This is a genomic window from Kribbella sp. DT2, assembly GCF_049844575.1.
In the GTDB taxonomy this organism is placed as follows: domain Bacteria; phylum Actinomycetota; class Actinomycetes; order Propionibacteriales; family Kribbellaceae; genus Kribbella.
On the sequence record NZ_JBNCLH010000013.1, the window covers coordinates 134199 to 152715 of the forward strand.

At 70.6% G+C, this 18517-nt stretch carries 18 protein-coding genes; 4 read left to right on the forward strand and 14 right to left on the reverse strand.

What is annotated here, in order from left to right; translation table 11 throughout:
• Window positions 1–2 precede the first annotated feature (2 nt).
• The 3 genes from ACLQ2O_RS38705 to ACLQ2O_RS38715 all read right to left on the reverse strand — a co-directional run bounded on the left by ACLQ2O_RS38705 (window position 3) and on the right by ACLQ2O_RS38715 (window position 2431).
• A complete protein-coding gene (locus ACLQ2O_RS38705) occupies window positions 3–560 on the reverse strand; it encodes a YqgE/AlgH family protein (RefSeq protein WP_425842457.1) in 558 nt (185 codons plus the stop codon).
• A 7-nt stretch (window positions 561–567) separates the two neighbouring features.
• Entirely contained in the window at window positions 568–927 is a 360-nt protein-coding gene (locus ACLQ2O_RS38710) for a VanZ family protein (RefSeq protein ID WP_425842458.1), read from the reverse strand.
• Window positions 928–994: 67 nt separating this feature from the next.
• Window positions 995–2431, reverse strand: coding sequence for an NAD-dependent malic enzyme (locus tag ACLQ2O_RS38715; RefSeq protein ID WP_425842459.1), 1437 nt, complete (start codon window positions 2429–2431; stop codon window positions 995–997).
• 118 nt (window positions 2432–2549) lie between these two features.
• On the opposite strand from ACLQ2O_RS38715, the gene ACLQ2O_RS38720 reads away from it, so the two are divergent.
• Window positions 2550–3545 (forward strand): LacI family DNA-binding transcriptional regulator, encoded by a 996-nt coding sequence (locus ACLQ2O_RS38720; protein WP_425842460.1) that lies wholly within the window; start codon window positions 2550–2552, stop codon window positions 3543–3545.
• A 105-nt stretch (window positions 3546–3650) separates the two neighbouring features.
• Here ACLQ2O_RS38720 and ACLQ2O_RS38725 read toward each other — a convergent pair whose 3' ends face one another.
• From ACLQ2O_RS38725 to ACLQ2O_RS38750, 6 genes are all read right to left on the reverse strand, one after another.
• The gene (locus ACLQ2O_RS38725; RefSeq protein ID WP_425842461.1) at window positions 3651–4658 is read right to left on the reverse strand and encodes a substrate-binding domain-containing protein; all 1008 of its coding nucleotides are present in this window, start codon (window positions 4656–4658) and stop codon (window positions 3651–3653) included.
• 16 nt (window positions 4659–4674) lie between these two features.
• Window positions 4675–5700, reverse strand: a complete 1026-nt coding sequence (locus ACLQ2O_RS38730; RefSeq protein WP_425842462.1) for an ABC transporter permease — start codon at window positions 5698–5700, stop codon at window positions 4675–4677.
• Window positions 5697–7244, reverse strand: a complete 1548-nt coding sequence (locus ACLQ2O_RS38735; protein ID WP_425842463.1) for a sugar ABC transporter ATP-binding protein — start codon at window positions 7242–7244, stop codon at window positions 5697–5699. The genes ACLQ2O_RS38730 and ACLQ2O_RS38735 overlap by 4 nt, the downstream gene beginning before the upstream one ends.
• 276 nt (window positions 7245–7520) lie before the next feature.
• Window positions 7521–8669, reverse strand: coding sequence for a CaiB/BaiF CoA transferase family protein (locus tag ACLQ2O_RS38740; RefSeq protein ID WP_425842464.1), 1149 nt, complete (start codon window positions 8667–8669; stop codon window positions 7521–7523).
• A 49-nt stretch (window positions 8670–8718) separates the two neighbouring features.
• Window positions 8719–9678: an alpha/beta fold hydrolase gene (locus ACLQ2O_RS38745; protein ID WP_425842465.1), complete on the reverse strand. Its 960-nt coding sequence runs from the start codon at window positions 9676–9678 to the stop codon at window positions 8719–8721.
• A gap of 2 nt (window positions 9679–9680) precedes the next feature.
• Entirely contained in the window at window positions 9681–11498 is a 1818-nt protein-coding gene (locus ACLQ2O_RS38750) for a hypothetical protein (protein ID WP_425842466.1), read from the reverse strand.
• Window positions 11499–11593: 95 nt separating this feature from the next.
• Here ACLQ2O_RS38750 and ACLQ2O_RS38755 point away from each other — a divergent pair, with 95 nt between their 5' ends.
• The gene (locus tag ACLQ2O_RS38755) at window positions 11594–12349 is read left to right on the forward strand and encodes a MerR family transcriptional regulator (RefSeq protein WP_425842467.1); all 756 of its coding nucleotides are present in this window, start codon (window positions 11594–11596) and stop codon (window positions 12347–12349) included.
• Window position 12350: 1 nt separating this feature from the next.
• Here ACLQ2O_RS38755 and ACLQ2O_RS38760 read toward each other — a convergent pair whose 3' ends face one another.
• Together ACLQ2O_RS38760 and ACLQ2O_RS38765 are read right to left on the reverse strand one after the other, a co-directional pair.
• On the reverse strand, window positions 12351–13178 hold the full coding sequence (locus ACLQ2O_RS38760) for a helix-turn-helix transcriptional regulator (RefSeq protein WP_425842468.1): 828 nt from the start codon (window positions 13176–13178) through the stop codon (window positions 12351–12353).
• 26 nt (window positions 13179–13204) lie between these two features.
• On the reverse strand, window positions 13205–14197 hold the full coding sequence (locus tag ACLQ2O_RS38765) for an aldo/keto reductase (protein ID WP_425842469.1): 993 nt from the start codon (window positions 14195–14197) through the stop codon (window positions 13205–13207).
• 124 nt (window positions 14198–14321) lie between these two features.
• On the opposite strand from ACLQ2O_RS38765, the gene ACLQ2O_RS38770 reads away from it, so the two are divergent.
• Window positions 14322–15833 carry a fibronectin type III domain-containing protein gene (locus tag ACLQ2O_RS38770; protein WP_425842470.1) on the forward strand — a complete coding sequence of 504 codons (1512 nt, stop codon included), beginning with the start codon at window positions 14322–14324 and terminating at the stop codon, window positions 15831–15833.
• Window positions 15834–15925: 92 nt separating this feature from the next.
• Window positions 15926–16990 (forward strand): aldo/keto reductase, encoded by a 1065-nt coding sequence (locus tag ACLQ2O_RS38775; RefSeq protein ID WP_425842471.1) that lies wholly within the window; start codon window positions 15926–15928, stop codon window positions 16988–16990.
• On the opposite strand, the gene ACLQ2O_RS38780 is transcribed toward ACLQ2O_RS38775, so the two are convergent.
• Genes ACLQ2O_RS38780 through ACLQ2O_RS38790 form a run of 3 tightly spaced genes read right to left on the reverse strand, consistent with a single transcriptional unit; the run spans window position 16987 to window position 18492 of the window.
• Window positions 16987–17154: a hypothetical protein gene (locus ACLQ2O_RS38780; RefSeq protein WP_425842472.1), complete on the reverse strand. Its 168-nt coding sequence runs from the start codon at window positions 17152–17154 to the stop codon at window positions 16987–16989. The genes ACLQ2O_RS38775 and ACLQ2O_RS38780 overlap by 4 nt on opposite strands.
• A 43-nt stretch (window positions 17155–17197) precedes the next feature.
• Window positions 17198–17377: a hypothetical protein gene (locus ACLQ2O_RS38785; RefSeq protein WP_425842473.1), complete on the reverse strand. Its 180-nt coding sequence runs from the start codon at window positions 17375–17377 to the stop codon at window positions 17198–17200.
• The gene (locus ACLQ2O_RS38790) at window positions 17374–18492 is read right to left on the reverse strand and encodes a hypothetical protein (RefSeq protein ID WP_425842474.1); all 1119 of its coding nucleotides are present in this window, start codon (window positions 18490–18492) and stop codon (window positions 17374–17376) included. Before ACLQ2O_RS38790 ends, ACLQ2O_RS38785 begins: the two co-directional genes overlap by 4 nt.
• Window positions 18493–18517 lie beyond the last annotated feature (25 nt).

Here is an 18517-nt window from a genome sequence, read left to right on the forward strand (position 1 = left end):
GCTCAGTTCTGGGTCGGGTCGTCCGGGTACGTCGCCAGGTAGGCCATCTGGTCCTTCTGGCGACGCAGGACGCGCCGCCACAGGCCCTCGGGCCGCAGGCTGAAGACGTCGTCGGGCTCCGACGGTACGACGTACCAGGCGCCCTCGGTGATCTCGCCCTCGAGCTGCCCGCCGGACCACCCGGCGTACCCGGCGAAGATCCGCATCCGCTGGATCGCGCCCTCGAGCAGCGCGGGCGGCACGTCGAGGTCGATCAGCCCGATCCGGCCGAAGCACTCGCGCCAGCCGGGTGGGTCGGCCGACTCGATCACCTCGGCGACCGCGAGCGCGCTGTCGGTGCCGACCGGGCCGCCCATGAACAGCACGCCCGGCTCGTTCACCGTCTCCGACCAGTCGGGCAGCACCTGGTCGACCTCGAGGTCGGCGGCCCGGTTGACCACCACGCCGAGCGCACCGTCCTCGTCGTGGTCGAGCAGCAGGATGACCGACCGCCGGAAGGGCGGCTCGTCGAGCAACGGGGTCGCCACGAGCAACGATCCGGTCAGGGTCGAGGCCTTCATGACCCCATCATGTCCTGCCGCGGGCCCTTTGTACTGCCCGAAACCCGAGCCGGCTGCCGAGCGCGACGCCGAGCAGGTCGGCCACGGAGTCGAAAGGATCCCCGCTGCGGTCCGGCAGCAGGTAGTGCTGGATGAACTCGCTGCCGATCGCCTGCAGAACCAGCGCCCCCAGCAACCATCGTGCCGGTACGCCGACCCGCAGCCCGAGGTAGGCGACCGCGGCGAAGATCAGGAAGTGCGCGACCTTGTCGGAGTACGGGATGCTGCTGGTGTCCGGCCCGGCCTGCTGCGGTGAGTAGAGCCCGTACAGCTGGACCAGGCAGGCCAGCACGAAGCCGGCCCGCCAGGCCCACGTCCGGGAACTCACGCCGCCCCGCGCCCCGCCGGCCGGCGAACCGGGGACGGGGGTGCGGAGCGGAGCGCCGAGTCCAGCACTACAGCGACAGCGACGGCGCGTCGTCCGGGAAGACCTCCGCGGCCGGCGCCTTGCCTCCGGCCGCGTCCCGTACGGCGTGCGCGACCATCGTGTGCACCTCCGGGTGGAAGACGCTGGGCACGATGTAGCTGGCGTTCAGCTCGTCGTCGGTGACGACACCGGCCAGCGCCTTCGCGGCGGCCAGCTCCATCTCGATCGACACCTTCGACGACTGCGCGTCGAGCAGACCACGGAAGACGCCCGGGAAGACCAGCACGTTGTTGATCTGGTTCGGGAAGTCGCTGCGCCCGGTGGCGACGACCGCGGCGTGCTCGCCGGCGGCCGCCGGGTCGACCTCGGGGTCGGGGTTGGCCAGCGCGAACACGATCGAGTCGTCGTTCATGGTGGCGATGTCGTCGCCGTTCAGGATGTTCGGCGCGGACACCCCGATGAACACGTCGGCCCCGGCCAGCGCGCCCTTCAGGTCACCGCTGTACTTGGCGGCGTTGGTGTTCTCGGCGATCCAGCGCAGCTCCGGCGACAGGCCCTCGCGGTCCAGGTGGATCACGCCGGCGATGTCGGCCACGACGGTCTCCTTGACCCCGGCCTCGATCAGCAGCTTGAGGATCGCCGTTCCGGCGGCGCCGGCGCCGGACAGCACGATCTTGACCTCGCTGATGTCCTTGCCGACCACGCGCAGCGCGTTGTACAGCGCGGCGACCACGACGATCGCGGTGCCGTGCTGATCGTCGTGGAAGACCGGGATGTCCAGCTCCTCGCGCAGCCGGGCCTCGATCTCGAAGCAGCGCGGCGCGGAGATGTCCTCCAGGTTGATCCCGGCGAAGCCCGGCGCGATCGCCTTGACGATCTTGACGATGTCGTCGGGGTCCTGGGTGTCCAGGCACAGCGGCCAGGCGTCGATCCCGGCGAACCGCTTGAACAGCGCGGCCTTGCCCTCCATCACGGGCAGCGCGGCCTTCGGGCCGATGTTGCCCAGGCCCAGGACGGCGGACCCGTCGGTGACGACGGCGACGCTGTTGCGCTTGATGGTCAGCCGGCGCGCGTCCTCGGGGTTCTCCGCGATCGCCAGGCAGACCCGGGCCACGCCCGGGGTGTAGATCATCGAGAGGTCGTCGCGGTTGCGGATCGGGTGCTTGGCCTCCATCGAGATCTTGCCCCCGAGGTGCATCAGGAAGGTCCGGTCGGAGACGCGGCCGATCTCGACGCCCGGCACCGCGCGCATCGCCTCGACCAGCCGGCCGGCGTGCGCGGTGTCGGCGGCGGCGCAGGTCACATCGATCCGGAGCCGCTCGTGGCCGGAGGCGGTCACGTCGAGCGCGGTCACCAGGCCGCCGGCCTGCTCGACCGCGGTCGTCAGTTTGCTCACCGTCGAGCCGCCCGCGGGCACCTCGAGCCGGACGGTGATGGAGTAGGAAACGCTCGGCAAGGCAGTCACGCCCGCGATCTTCTCATGGCCGCCCCACCGGCCGGAGGTTCCGTACGTTGCGTCCACGACGAACGACTGGGTAATCCTTTACTCGGCGGCTAGGGTGTGCCCAGCGGGAGGAGGACCGATGGCCACGATCAGCGACGTCGCCGCGCTCGCCGGCGTCTCGACGGCGACCGTGTCGCGGGCCCTGAACGGCAAGGCGACGGTCGATCCCGACCTGGCCGCCCGGGTGCGCAAGGCCGCCGGCGAGCTCGGCTACCAGCCCAACGGGCCGGCGCGAAACCTGCGCCGCCAGGAGGCCGCGGTGGTCGCGCTGATCATCTCCGACGTGGAGAACCCGTTCTTCACCGCGATCGCCCGCGGCGTCGAGGACGTCGCGCACGAGGTCGGCTACTCCGTCGTCCTGTGCAACTCCGACGAGGACGCGAGCAAGGAGAGCCGCTACATCGACATCGCGATCCAGGAAAGGGTTGCCGGTGTCATCCTGTCGCCGACCGGTACGACGTCCTCGGTCGACAAGCTCGCCGCGCGCGGGACGGCGTTCGTCGCGGTCGACCGGCCGCTGCCGCAGCAGGACAGCGACGTCGTACTGGTGGACACGCGTCTGGCCGCCCGGCAGGCGACCGAGCACCTGATAGCCCAGGGCTATCAACGCATCGGCTGCATCACCGGCCCGTCAGGAGTCCGTACGGCGGACGACCGGCTCGCCGGCTACCGTGACGCGCTCAAGGCGGCCAAGCGCCGCAGCTCCACCAAGCTCGTCCGGCGTACCGAGTACAAGGCCGCCGGCGCGCACAAGGCGGCCCAGGACGTGCTCAGCCAGGAGGAGCCGCCGGACGCGTTGCTGGTGGCCAACTCCGCGATGGCGGTCGGTGTGCTCCAGGCCTTGCAGGAAAAAGGCGTTCGGCCGGGACGAGACGTCGGCATGGTCGCCTTCGACGACGCGCCCTGGGCCGCGCTCGTCGATCCCCCGCTCTCGGTGGTCGCGCAGCCGGCGTACGAGATCGGCACCGTCGCCGCCCGGTTGCTGCTGGCAAGGATCACCGACAGCACCCGGCCGCCGACCACCACGACCCTGGGCGCCCGCCTGATCGAACGCGGAAGCTCCCACCGCGGCTGATGCACCGCCGAACGTCCGAAGAAAACGCATGCGTCCGAAGAGCCGAGCGCTATAGCCTCGGGTTCTTCGGACGCATCGCGATTCTTCGGACGCAACGAGCGGACGTCAGCCGTTCGGGTTCTCCGAGGCGTAGATCTGCGCGGCGTTGGCCTTGTCGATCAGCCGGGTCGGCAGCACCTGCGACTTCTCGACGGTGCCGCAGTCCACCAGGAGCTTCTTCGCCGCGGCGATCGCCTCCTTGCCGTTGGTCGGGTAGGTGAAGGTCGCGGTCAGCCGGCCCTGCTCGACGGCCTTGATGCCACCGGACGGGATCGGCAGCGCGTCGATCCCGATGAACTTCATCTCCTTCTCCCGGCCGACCGCCTTGGCCGCCAGGTACGCGCCCTCGGCCATCGGGTCGTTGTGCGCGTAGACCACGTCGATCTTCGGGTTGGCCTTGAGCAGCGCGTCCATCTGCGCCTGGCCCTTCTCCCGCAGCCAGTCGCCGGAGGCGCTGCCGATCACCTTGATCTTCGGGTTGGCCTTGATCCCGGCCGCGAAGCCGTCGTGCCGCTCGGCCTGCGGGGTCGCGCCGGTCAGGCCCTTGAGCTCGACCACCGAGCCGCCGTTCGGCAGCACCTTCTCGGCGACGTACTTGCCGGCCTCGGTGCCGATCTGCACGTTGTCGCCGCCGATGAAGCCGGTGTAGGCGTCACCCTCGACCTTGCGGTCCAGGACCAGCACCGGGATGCCCTTGTCGAAGGCCTTCTTCACCACCGCGGTCAGCGGCTTGGCCTCGTTCGGGCTGATGATCAGCAGGTCGATCTGCTGGGTGATGTAGTTCTCGACGTCGGCGACCTGCTTGGCGTTGTCCTGCGCCGCGTCGGCGAACTTCACCTCGAACTGCGGCACCTGCGCGGCGGCCGCCTTGATGTCGTCGTCCATCCGCTGCCGGTACGGCTCGGCGACGTTGGCCTGGCTCATCCCGATCACGTACTTGCCGTCGGCCCCCTCGCACTCCTTGGAGCTCTGCGCCTGGGGTTCGTCGGAGGTGCGTTCGCTGGTCGTGCCGCAGCCCGCGAGGACCAGGGCGGTGGCGGCCGCGACGGCCAGGGACAACTTGTGGATCTTCATCAGGGGTGGACCTTCCTCACGAGGCGGGCCGGAGCCGTTGCAGCGCGGCCGCCGCGACGATCACCAGGCCCTTGATCAGCAGCTGGATGTTGGAGTCGATGTTGTTCAGGGCAAGGATGTTGTTCAGTACGCCGAGCAGCAGCGCGCCGGCCACCGTCCCGGCCACCGAGCCGCGCCCGCCGGCCAGGCTGGTACCGCCGATCACCACCGCGGCGATCGCGTCCAGCTCGTAGCCGATGCCGTCGTTCGGGCTGCCCTGGTTGAGCTGGACCGCGTGCACGATGCCGGCCAGCGAGGCGAGCAGGCCGCAGATCGCGAAGACCGCGATCTTCACCCGGATCACCGGTACGCCGGACAGCCGCGCGGCCTTCTCGTTGCCGCCGACGGCGTACAGGTGCCGGGAGAACGCGCTGATCCGCAGGAACACCACGGCCGCGATCGCGACCACGGCGAAGATCAGCACCGGGATCGGCACCAGGCCACCGAAGGTGCGTTCACCCAACAGGGCGAACGTCGACGGCGCCTCGTTCGGCCCGTCGCCGTACGCGATCGCGACGCCCTGCCCGTCGGACCAGATCCGCGCCAGCCCGCGCGCTATCTGCAACCCGGCCAGGGTCACGATGAACGACTGGATCCCGATCATCGCGGTCGCCATCCCCTGCAGCGCGCCGAAGACCAGACCGATCGCGAGCACCACCACGATCGACGGCAGGAACCCCCAGTCGCTCTCGACCATCAGCACCGCCGAGCCGACCGCGGCCAGCCCGAGCACCGCGCCGACGGACAGGTCGATGCCGCCGATCAGGATCACGAACGTCATCCCGACCGCGATGATGCCGATCTCGGAGACCGCGCGGACCACGTTGGCCAGGTTGTCCGCGCTGAGGAACAGGATCTCCCCGTCGCGCCGGGGCGAGAAGATGATCGCGGCAACGAACACCGCCAGCAGCCCGAACACGCTCTGGAACCGGAACAGCGTCGCGGCGACACTTCCGGACGCCTTCTCCACCGGCATGGCGGGCTTGTCCTGCAGGGCGGTCACCGAAGTCCTCCTTCGAACACAGCGCTCTCTCCCATGGCGGCGGCGAGCAGGTCGCTCTCGCCGGAGTCGGATGTCTTGAACGACGCCACGTCGCGTCCGTCCCTCAGGACGACGACGCGGTCGCAGACGCCGATCAGCTCGGGCAGCTCCGACGACGCGAGCAGTACGCCGAGCCCTTGGCCGGCCAGTTCACCGAGCAGACGATAGATCTCCGCCTTGGCCCCGATGTCGACGCCGCGGGTCGGCTCGTCGAGCAGCAGCAGCTTCGGCTCGGTCAGCAGCATCTTGCCGAAGACCACCTTCTGCTGGTTGCCGCCGGACAGCGTCCCGACGTCGTCCTGCAACCGGCCGAACTTCAGCCGCAGCCGGTCGGCCATCTGCACCGACGCGGCGCGTTCCATCCGGCGCGCGATCACGCCGAGCCGCCCGTACGACGGAAGGCTCGACACCACCGTGTTCGCCAGGATCGAGTGGAACAGCACCAGCCCGGACGTCCGCCGGTCCTCGGGCACGAACCCGATCCCCTGCGCGAGCGCGTGCCGCGGACCGCGCGGGCGGATCTCCTTGCCCTGCAGGACGATCCGGCCGGTGCGCGCCCCGCCCGGCGCCACGCCGTACAGGGTCTCGAGCAGTTCGGTCCGGCCGGCGCCGAGCAGGCCGCACAGGCCGACGATCTCGCCGGAGCGGACGGTCAGCGAGATGCCCTCGGGATCACGGCGGCCGGGACGCGGACGTCGGGGCTTCAGCACCAGGTCCTCGACCCGCAACAGTTCGTCGCCGGTCGAGACGTCCGGCGTGCTGAACATCGTCTGCACCGGACGGCCGACCATCGCCTCGACCACCTCGGCGGTGCTCAGCTCGCGCGGGTCGAAGCTGGTGACGATCTGCCCGTTGCGCAGCACGGTCGCGCGGTCGGCGACCTGCGCGATCTCCTCCATCCGGTGGCTGATGTAGACGATCCCGACGCCCGATCGCCGCAGCTCGCGCATCACCGCGAACAGCCGCTCGACCTCGGAGGTCGTCAGCGCCGAGGTCGGCTCGTCCATGATCAGCACGCGGGCGTCGAGCGAGATCGCCTTCGCGATCGTGACGAGCTGCTGCTCGCCGACCCGCAGCTCACCGACCGGGCGGCGCGGATCGAGGTTCACGCCGCTGCGCTCCAGCAGGGCGCGGGCCTCGCGGTCCATCCGGCGGCGGTCGACCGTCCGGTACGGCGTACGCAGCTCGCGACCGAGAAAGATGTTGTCGGCGACCGAGAGCGCCGGCACCAGGTCGAGCTCCTGGTGGATCATCGCGATCCCGGCGGCCTGGGCGTCGGTCGGCCCGCCGAAGCTCACCGTCTCGCCCGCGATCTCGATCCGCCCGTCGTAGTCGGTGACGTCGCCGGACAGGATCTTCATCAGCGTGGACTTGCCGGCGCCGTTCTCGCCGAGCAGGGCGTGCACCTCGCCGGAGCCCAGGCTGAACTCGACCTCGTGGCACGCCTGCACCCCGCCGTACCGCTTGCCGATCCCCGACATCCGGACCAGGGCGGACTCGGCCATGACACCTCCGCGATCGGGTGAGTAATCGATTTCCCGGACGCTATGCCCGTGCTCGCCAGCCCGTCAACCCCTGGCTCGGTCCGGGACGGGAATCGATACCCGACGGCGTCTTCCGACCCTAGGAGCGGGCGCTACCGCACGACACCTCTTCGAGCCAGGTCGAAAGGTGGACGTGCCCCACTCACCAACCGCGCGAGATTACCGCGACACGCCGTGACACGCCGTGCGAACGGCGGCCGGCGGGTGGTTGATCAGTGGTGGGCGTCCGCTGGGACCTCAGTCCTCGTCGAGCCAGGCCCGTACGGCGTCGTTGTGCTCCCCCAGCCGCGGCGGCGGCAGGTTGCTCTCCCGCGCGCCGGCGTACGGGTTGTCGTCGAACCGCAGCGGCGGGCCGGGCAGTTGGATCGTGCCGAGCTCCGGGTGCTCGACGTCGATCAGCAACCCCTGCGACCGCGTCTGCTCCCACTCGTAGACCTGCTGGAAGTCGCGGACCTTGCCGGCCGGGATCCCCGCATCCGCCAGCCGCTGCAGCCACACATCGGCGGGATCAGCCTCAAAAGCCTTCTCGATCGCCGCGGTCAGCACGTCGCGGTGCGCGACGCGGTCCGGGTTCGCGGCGAAGCGGACGTCGTCCGGGTCGAGCCCGACGATCGGCGCGAAGGTGCGCCACTGCCCCTCGCTGCCGACCGCGACCTGGATGCTGTCGTCGCGCGTCCGGTACATCCCGTACGGCGCGATCTGCGCGTGGTGGTTGCCGACGCGCTCGGGCAGCTGCCCGGCGACGGTCCATTTCGTCCCGTGGAACGCGTGCACGCCGACGACCGACGCGAGCAACGACGTCCGGACCACGCGACCACGGCCGGTGATCGCGCGTTCGTGCAGGGCCGCGAGGGCGCCGTACGCGCCGTACATGCCGGCCAGCAGGTCGGCGATCGGCATGCCGGTCTTGGCCGGTTCGGTCGCGCCGGTGATGCTCATCAGCCCGCCCTCGCCCTGCGCGATCTGGTCGTACCCGGCGCGCCCGCCCTCCGGCCCGTCGTGCCCGAAGCCCGTGATCGACAGGATCACCAGGCCCGGGTTGAGCTCGTGCAGCCGCTCGACCGAGAAGCCGAGCCGGTCGAGCACGCCCGGCCGGAAGTTCTCGATCAGGACGTCGGCCTTGCCGACCAGGCGGGTCAGGAACTCCTTGCCCTCGGCCGACTTCAGGTCGGCCGTCACCGACTCCTTGTTCCGGTTCGCGGACAGGAAGTACGTCGACTCGCCACCCACGAACGGCGGCCCCCACCCGCGGCTGTCGTCGCCACCGGCGGGTGTCTCGACCTTGATCACCCGCGCCCCGAGATCCCCCAGCATCATCGCGGCATGCGGCCCGGCCAGCGCCCGCGTCAGATCCACGACCACGACGTCCGAAAGAAGGTTCTGCACCCACCCACCCTAGGCGGGCCGGGCCAGCACGTATGTGACGCCGATCGCTCTAGGCGACGGCCTTCCGGGCCAGGGACGCCAGGCGGTGGGTGACGTCGCGGGGACGTTCCTGCATCAGCATGTGCCCGGCGCCCGGGTACATCCACAGGCGGGACGACGGGATCAGGTGGGCCAGGCGGTTCGCGTGCCGCGGGGGCAGCAGGCGGTCGCGGGTGCCGTGCATGACCTCGACCGGGATGTCGTCCAGTACGGCGAGCGCGTGGCCGAGGTCGTGCTGCGTGATCGCCTCGAAGAACCCGCTGAACGACCGGCCGGGCAGCACCTCGAGGTCGGCGAGCAGGACGTCGACCTCCGCGGGATCGACCTTCTGGCCGAACACCAGCTGCTTCAACGCCGGCCGCCGCAGCCGGGTCGCGGCGACCTGGCGCCAAGCCCTCACCGCCTCCTCCTCAGCCTGTACGACGGCAGGCTTGCGCCGCAGCTCGCGCTTCTCCATCCGCGCGCCCGCCAGGTTCATCGCCCGCGGCGCGACCACCGCGGCCGCGCCGTCCAGGCGCGCCGGCAGCCCGAACGCCCGCGACGTCATCTGCCCGGACGACGTACTGACCAGCGCCGCCCCCACGATCCGCGACCCGAACAGCTCCGGCCGCCGGTCGGCCAGCGCCATCAGCGTCATCCCGCCCATCGAGTGCCCGGCGTACACCACCGGCCCCGACGGTGCGACCTCGTCCAGCACCGTCACCAGGTCGTCGGCGAGCTGCTCGATCCGCGTCGTACCGGCAGGTGCCGCGTCCGACCGCCCGTGCCCGCGATGGTCGTACGCAACCACCCGGACCCCATCAGCACCCAGTACGCCGGGCAGCCCGGCGAACTGGTGATGCCAGCTCCGCGTCGAGCACGTCCACCCGTGCGCGAGCACCACCGTCACCGGTGCGTCCGGCGACCCCGCCGTCTCCACGTGCAGCCGCACGCCGTCCGGCGTGATCACTCCAGCTCGTTCTGCCTGCATGGTCATATCTTCCCCAGTCGATCCGTCGCGCGCTCGGAGGCACCGCTCAGGTGCTCCGCCCGCATCCGCCCACCGCGCGCACCCCGCCCGACCAGCCAAGCGATCCCGAGGATCTCCAGGAGCCCGACCACCGCGAGCAGCCCGTACCCGCCGTTCCACATCCACCGCGGTACGTCGGTCCGCTCCTCGCGCCGCAGCACCTCCTGCTCGCTGATGAACCGCACGGTCTGCCCGTCCGACACCTGGATGGCCGGCTTCTGGATCGCGGCGTCCTCCGGCGCGTAGACCCACGCCGCGACCAGGTCCCGCGAGCCCTGGTGCAGCCGGACCATCGACTTCCACTTCCCGTACATCGGCAGCGGCTCCGCCGACCGGTACGTGCCGTCAGCAACCTTCTCCAACGAGTGCAGTTCCAGCCCGCCGCCCTGCCAGGCCATCGCCTCGAACCAGCGCGCGTCCTCAGCCGCGTCCACCGGGTTCACCTTCACCGTCACGTACGCCGTCGGCTCCGCACCCTCGGCGACCCGGTCCAGCGAGATCGTTGCCGACACCCCCGACTCGGCCGACCGCGGCACGCAGAAGAACACGACGCCCAGTACGGCGGCCAACCCGACCGCGCCGAGCTGGTGCGTACGCCGTACCGATGGCACGGCACGCACCTCGCCCGCGACCTCGGCGTACCGGGTCGCCAGCCACGCGCCGACGAGCCCGGCGCCGATCCCCGCGACGACACCGAAGCCGAGCGCCGACGGGAGCAGCGACGCGGGCCAGTGGATCGGCATCCAGACCTGGCTCCAGCCGTACTCGGCGAGCAGCCCGACCGTACCGATCAACGCGCCCGCGACCGCGCCCAGCCGGAAGCGGTTCTGGTTGCCCAGAGCAAACGCCGTCAGCTCGACCAGCGCCGCTTCGACGACCAGCAACGGGAAGTGCCCGAGGATCTCCCCGAGCGGCTGGTCGACCGCCCAGGCGATCCCGCCGCGAAGGATCAGGTACGTCGCCAGCGCACCGAACGTGCTGAACCGTCCCATCCGGGACCGCAGCAGCGTGAACGCGAGTGTCGATCCGAAGACGATCAGGATCGGCTGCAGCACCAGCGGGAACTGCGGGACGCCGTAGTTGAACTCGGTGCTGAACAGGTCCCACGCGATCAGCAAGGCGCCGACGGCAACGATGTCCTGGAACCGGCGCCGAAGGTTGCCGCCGACAAGTTGTTCCACCTCGGCCGAGGCCAGCAGCCGCGCGAAGATCGACAGCACGACCCCGCCGATCATCAGCAGGTGCGTCGGCCCCCAGAGCGTGACGTCCTCACCGAACAGCCGGTGCCAGACGTCGTCGAGCGGGAAGCCGACCAGCGCGAAGGTGCCGCACACGGTGACCAGCGCCGCGCTGCACGGGATCCGCCAGCCCGCGGTCAGCTTGATCGTCCGGGCCGGCAACGGCTTGCGGGCGAGCGCGATCGGCAGCACGCCGGACACGATCACGCCGAGGATGCCGAAGAAGATCGGGTAGTGCGCCGGCGTCCCGAACGGGCCGGTGTCGCGGCCCTTGTCGATGTGCACCGCGATGTCCCACCAGACGCCGAACGCGCAGGACAGCAGCGAGACGGCGTGCAGGTACGGCGTGAGCGCGGCCCATCGGGGGACTCCGTCCAGTCTCCCGATGGTGTCCGCGAGGCGCCCTACCAGCGTGGCGTGCCCGGTGCGTTCCCGCCACAGCAGCACGGCGAGTGCGACGTACATCAAGCCGACCAGGCCGGTGACGATCGCGATCTGGTCGAAGCTCGCGGTTCCGGTCGACGCTGCCAGGGGGACGGTCATCGTTGGCGCTCCTGGGCACTCGAAGGGACGTTCGGCATGCGCCACAGTGAATGTTACATAAGATATGTAACGTCGAGTCTGGAAGACTGTCAAGGGTGGAGGGACAGCAGGCACCCGAGGAGTACACGGTCGACCAGCTCGCCGCGAAGGTGGGCATGACCGTCCGGAACGTGCGCGCGTACGCCGGGCGCGGGCTGATTCCGCCACCCCGGCTGGTCGGCCGGACCGGGTACTACGACGCCGACCACGTGGCGCGGCTCACCCTGGTCCGCGAGCTGCTCGACAAGGGCTACACGCTGGCCGCCGTCGAGCGGATGATGAGCGAACTGCCCGACGGCGCGCTCGCGCTCGGCGTCTTCGAGACGCTCGTCAGCCCGTGGACTCCCGCCGAGCCCGAGGTGATCACCGAGCACCAGCTCGCCGAGCGGGCCGGCATCCCGCACGACGCCGCGACGATCGACAAGCTGATCGCGCTGGGCATCGCCGAGCGCGTCGAGGACGACCGCCTCCGCATCCCGAACCCCGACCTGCTCCGGACCGGCCTCGAGGTGATCAAGCTCGGTGTCCCGCTGGACGCGATCTTCGAGATGCTGCCGAAGCTGTTCGAGCAGGCCGACCAGGTCGCCAAGATCTACGTCGAGCTCTTCCGCGGCACGGTCTGGCGCCAGTTCGCCGACGCCGGCCTGCCCGCGGACGGCTGGCCCGAGATCCAGCGGACGCTGGAGAACATCATCCCGCTGGCCGGCCAGGCCCTGGTCGCCGCCTTCCGCGAGTCCATGGGCCGCGAGATCGAGACCGCGGCGTACGAGGAGCTCGGCCTCCCGCCGAACGACCTGCCCTCGACCGGCTGACTCAGATCGCCCGCAGAGTCTTCGTCGGTTGCAGCCGGTCCAGCGCCTGCTGGGACGCCGGGTCGGCCGCGCGGTAGACGATCAGGCGCCGGCTCGAGTCAGCCAGTGCGGTCAGTACGTCGTACTCGACCGTCAGCCGACCGATCTCCGGGTGGTTGAGCTTCTTCAGCCCGTTGCCCTTCACCATCACGTCGCGCTTCTCCCACCACCGGGCGAACTCGGCGCTCTCGGCCACCAGGTCCCGGACCAGCTCCGCCAGCTCCGAGTCGTCCTCATGCGCGGCCCACGCGGCCCGCAGGTCCGCGATCCCCTCCCGGACGACCCGCTCGCGGTCCGGGTAGAAGTCGGCGAAGGCCGGCTCGATCGTGCACAACCACATCGTGTTGCGCCGCTCCGCGGGGACCCCGGCGAAGTCGAGCATCAGCGCCGACATCTCCGGGTTCCACGCGCAGATGTCGAACCGGTGGTTGACCAGCATCGCCGGCAACGGCGACATCGCCTGCACCAACTGCTCCAACGAGCCCGACCCGGACTGATGCCGCACCGACGACCACTGCCGCGTCAGGTCGAACACGTACGCGTGCTCGTCCTCGCTCAGCTGCAACGCCCGAGCCAACGCCCCCAGCACCTCGGCCGACGGCCGCAGCCCGCGCCCTTGCTCCAGCCGTACGACGTAGTCCACCGACACCCCGGCCAGCTCGGCGACCTCTTCGCGCCGCAGTCCCGGCGTACGGCGGGACCGGCCGCGCTCGGGCAGTCCCGCCTCGGCCGGCGTCAGTCGCTCCCGCCGAGCCCGCAGGAACACAGCCAACTCGTACGCGACGTCCATCCCGCCATCGTACGAAACCAGCCGTGTCACCCCCGCCGGACGAACTGCGGCAGCTCGAGGATGTTGTGCGGGTACGGCAACGGCTTCTCCCCCGCCTCGGTCAGCCGGCGCATCTGCTCGTCGTCGAGCGTCCACCCGGTCGCGCCGAGGTTGTCGGCCAGCTGCTCCGGCGTCCGGGCGCCGACGATCGGCGCGGTCAGCCCCGGCCGCTGCATCACCCACCGCAGCGCGACCTGCGCCGGCGTCCGGCCGGTCTCCTCCGCGACCGCGAGCAGCGTGTCGATCACCCGCCAGGTCCGGTCGTTGTCGTGCGCCGCCCAGTCCTCGTCGTTCGACCGCGAGCCGGCCGGAGGTCCACCGGCCGACTTCGTGTACTTGCCCGACAACCAGCCACCCGCGAGCGGACTCCAGGCGATCACCCCGGCACCCTCGTTCAGCGAGACCGGGATCAGGTCGAGCTCGGCGTCCCGGTCGAGCAGGTTGTACAGCGGCTGCAGGCTCACGTACGGCTCGAGCCCGCGGTGGCGCGACAGGTCGATCGCCTTCTGGAACTGCCAGCCGGTCAGGTTGCTCGCACCGATGAACCGGACCTTGCCGCTGCTGACCAGCGCGTCGAGCGTGGTCAGCGTCTCCTCCAACGGCGTCGCGTCGTCCCACACGTGGATCTGGTAGAGGTCGATGAAGTCCGTGCCCAGCCGCCGCAGGCTCGCCTCGACCCCGGCCATCACGTGCTTGCGCCCGGCCCCACGCACCGGCAGTCCCGGTCCGGCTTCGCCGTACACCTTGGTCGCGATCACCAGGTCGTCGCGGTCCTTGGTCTTCAGCCAGCTGCCGATGATCTCCTCGGACCGGCCGCCGGAGTAGGTGTCGGCGGTATCGATGAAGGTCCCACCGGCCTCCACGAACGAGTCCAGCAGCTGGTGCGCGGTCGGTTCGTCGGTCCCTGGGCCGAACGTCATCGTGCCGAGGCACAGCTCGCTGACCTGCAGGCCGGTCCGGCCGAGAAAGTTCTTGTCCATCCGTCCACCCAACAACCTGGAGCGCGCTCCAGGTCAAGCCGTCCGGCGGACCCCGCGGACCAGACGCCTGAACGGACAGTTACCGTAGGGTCGCACATTGTGAACCGCCGGGCTGAGGACGTTCATGAAGAAGCTTGTTCTGGCGACCGTGACGGTCGCCGCTGTGATCGCTGCCGCGCTGATCCCGTCCGGTCCCCCGGTCGAGGCCGCGTCGCCCGGCTTCGGGTCGGCAGTGTCGTCGGTCGAGCGGCCGACGTGGCAGACCGACGACAGCGTGAACGCGCTCGCGACCGCCGGCAACGTCGTGTACGCCGGGGGCCTGTTCACCCGGATCCGGCCGGGCGGCAAGACCGTCGGCCAGGGTGAGGCGATCCGCCCGTACGTCGCGTCGTTCAACCGGACGACCGGTGCGCCGAGCGGCTGGGCCCCGCGGCTGAACGGCGCGGTCTGGTCGATCGCGACCAGCGCCGACGGCAAGTGGGTGGTGATCGGCGGCGACTTCACCAGCGTGAACGGCGTCCCGCGCAACCGTGCCGCGATGTTCAACGTCGCCAACGGCGGCCTGACCAGCTGGAACCCCTCGGTCAGCTACCGGGTCTCCGCGCTGGCGATCTCCGGTAACACCGTCTACCTGGGCGGCTCCTTCGGCCGCGTCGCCAGTACGACGCGCAACCGGCTCGCCGCGGTCTCCCTGAACGGCGCGCTGCTGCCGTGGAACCCGGACGCCGACGACGACGTGCACGCGATCGACCTGACCGACGACGCCAGGAAGGTCGTCGTCGGCGGCGGCTTCACGAAGGTCGGCGGCGGCAACCACTACGCCCTGGCGATGCTGAGCCCGTCCAACGGCAAGGCGTACGCGATGCCGGCCGCCGCGGCGATCCCGCCGCCGACCGACGAGTGCGTCAGCCGGGTCAAGGACATCGACACGCTCGGCAACCGGGTCTACGTCGCGAACGCCGGCAGCGGCACCGGCTGCTACGACGGCGTACTGGCCGCCGACAGCGCCAGCGGCAAGCTGGTCTGGCAGAGCAAGTGCCTGGGCGCGACCGAGGCCATCAAGGCGCTGGGCGGCTGGCTCTACAAGGGCTCCCACGCGCACGACTGCAGCAAGGACGGCAGCTTCGGCGACGGCGCCGGCATCCGCCACCTGCTGGTCGAGAGCACGACCAACGGCAAGTTCGGCCCCTGGTTCCCGAACACCGGCGTCGGCGGCACCACCGAGGTCGGCCCGCTCGCGTTCACCTCCGGCGGTAACGACCTGTGGGTCGGCGGCGACTTCCTGAAGGTGAACGGCAAGCCCCAGCAGGGCCTGACCCGCTTCACCAACGCCGCCGGCGGCGCCCAGCCGACCCGCCCGGCCGCCCCGAAGGTCGCCAGCCCGGCCCGCGCCCGGACCACCGTCACGTTCCCGGCGGTCGTCGACACCGACAACATCACGCTGACCTACACCCTGTACCGCGGCAGCACGAAGCTCGGCACCTGGACCCGCAACTCCTACCCGTGGGCCCGCCCGATCGTCACCACCTTCACCGACACCGGCGTGAAGTCCGGCCAGAACCCGTCGTACCACGTCGAGGTCACCGACGGCCGCACCCGCACCAAGAGCACCGCGGCCACCGTGCGGGTGCGGTAAGGGTAGGAAGAGCAGTCCCAGGAAGAGGCTTCCCTTTTGCGGTTCCTCCCGGCGGTCGAAGCTGGGTTCGTGAACCACAGAAGGGAAATCTCGTGACACTGGACAGCTACCGCCTGCTCGGCCGGTCCGGCCTGCGGGTCTCGCCGCTCTCGCTCGGCACCATGACGTTCGGCTCCGACTGGGGCTGGGGTGCGGACAAGGACGAGGCGCGCCGGATCTTCGACCGGTACGTCGGGGCCGGCGGCAACTTCGTCGACACCGCGAACCAGTACACCAACGGCACCTCGGAGGAGTTCGTCGGCCAGTTCGCGTCGGGCCGCCGCGACCGGCTGGTGATCGCCACCAAGTACACGATGACGAGCCGCCCGGACGACCCGAACTCCGGCGGCAACCACCGCAAGTCGATGGTCCGGTCGGTCGAGGACAGCCTGCGCCGGCTGCAGACCGACTACCTCGACCTGCTCTACCTGCACTCCTGGGACTTCACCACGCCGGTCGAGGAGGTCCTGCGCGCGATGGACGACCTGGTCCGCGCGGGCAAGGTCCTGTACGTCGGCATGTCGGACATCCCCGCCTGGCAGGTCTCCCGGATGCAGGCGATCGCCGACCTGCGCGGCTGGTCCCCGCTGGTCGCGTTGCAGATCGAGTACAGCCTGGCCGAGCGGACCGTCGAGCGCGACCTGATCCCGATGGCCGACGAACTGGGCCTCGGCGTCATGCCTTGGTCGCCGCTGGCGTCCGGCGTACTGGCCGGGAAGTACACCGCGGCGGACCTGGACCACGACGGCGGTGTCGGCTCGGCGGCCGGTACCCGCAAGAACGTCGCGGCCGCCAACAACTCGCTCACCGAACGCACGCTCGGGATCGCCGAGGTCGTCAAGAAGGTTGCCGCCCGCAACAACTGGACGCCGTCCCAGGTCGCGATCGCCTGGACCCTGCGCAACCCCGCGGTCGCCTCGCCGATCCTCGGTGTCCGCACACTGGCCCAGCTGGACGACAACCTCGGCGCGCTCGACGTCGAGCTCACCGACCAGGACGTCCAGGAGCTCGAGGAGGTCAGCGCGATCGAGCTCGGCTTCCCGCACGAGTTCCTGCGGCGCCCGATGACCCAGTCGGTCACCCGCGGCACCGCCAAGGTCGAACCCCGCCGCCGCTAACCCCTGCCACGGTCGGCCGGCAGATCGCCGAGGTCGGCGTCCCAGTCGTCCTCCTCGACCTCGGCCTCCTTGCGGCGGGCGATCCGTACGAAGGCCGCGATCAGCAGGATCGGCCCGAGGAACATCGCCAGCTCGGGAATGCCACCCAGGTGCTGAACGATCATGAGACCGTCACCAGTGCCGGGACGCTGGCCGGCCGCGGCGCGGTCATGACGCCGTCACCAGCGCGATGCCGCCGGCGGTGAAGGCGACCATCGCCGCCAGCATCGGGTACTGCGCCCGCCGCAGCTCGCGGCGCCGGAACAGCCCGGTCGCGCGATCGTGCGCGGACACGACCCCGAGTACGTGTCCGAGCACGATCGCGCCGATCTGGACCCCGGCGATCACCCGGTCCCCAGCAGGCCGTAGTCGATCCCGGCCTGCCCGGTCCCGAGCAGGTCCCAGCCGCGACCGAACGGGTCGGTCGCCAGCAGGACACCATCCTGCCCCTGGAACACCGCGAACGAGAAGTAGTGCGCCACGGCGTACCCGATCGCGATCGGGACGAGCGAGTGCACGAACGCTCCCGGCAGCCCGGCGTTGCCGACGGCACCGGGTCGCACCCTGGCCTGGCCGGTCGCCCGAGCAGCGCCAATGAAGAGCAGCGTCACCACGGCGACCGCAGCCAGCAGCCCGAGCGTGTGAACGAGTATGTGGTGCCCCAGCTGACCGGCTGACGAGGTCCACACCGACCACCGCGAGATCCCGTCGAAAGCAGTTGACCCAAGCAACAGACACAGCAGGCCGACCAACCCCGGTTCCCGCGGCATCGTCGCCAGCCCGGCCAGCGGGTTCCGCAGGACCAGCTGCCCGTCGACCCGGCCGAGAGGGCTCAACCGCGCCAGCACCTCGGCGTACACCTCGAAGCTGTCCCCCACCGAGAACCAGCGCGGGCCGTAAACGATGCCTGCGGCAACATTCACCAAGCAGTACGCCGAGACGAAGACCGCCACCACCAACGGGGCCGAGGCCTCGGGGTACGCCAGCTCCAGCCACACGAACCCGAACAGCCCGGCGACCGCCGGCCAGTACGCGATCCCCGCGGGCAGCGGACGCACAACGCGCCGGGGGACGAACGAAGCCAGCGTGCGCAGCGGGTTGGCCAGCCGCCAGACCGGCCCGAGGAGCAGCGAGACCGGGATGATCCCGACCCAGATCCACACGTACAACCACGTCGGCGCCGGGTTCAGCGCGGACGACGTGCTGCCGAACCACGCGGCGCCGAGCAGCAAGGCCAGTGCGACAAGACCCAGCACCTTGAGGGCCCACCGCACCACGCGCCCGTCGACGAGCCGCGTGAGCGCGGCCAACGGCGGACCGGACGTGAGCTCGAAGCGCGGCCGCGACCAGAACGCCGCCAGCGCGAAGAACGACACCGCGACCGCGGCGGCCGCGGAGTAGATCGCCAGCCACAGCGGAACCGGCAGGTCCCCACGCCCGCCGATACCGTGCAAGGGGATCATGGGTGCGAATGTAACACGACCTATG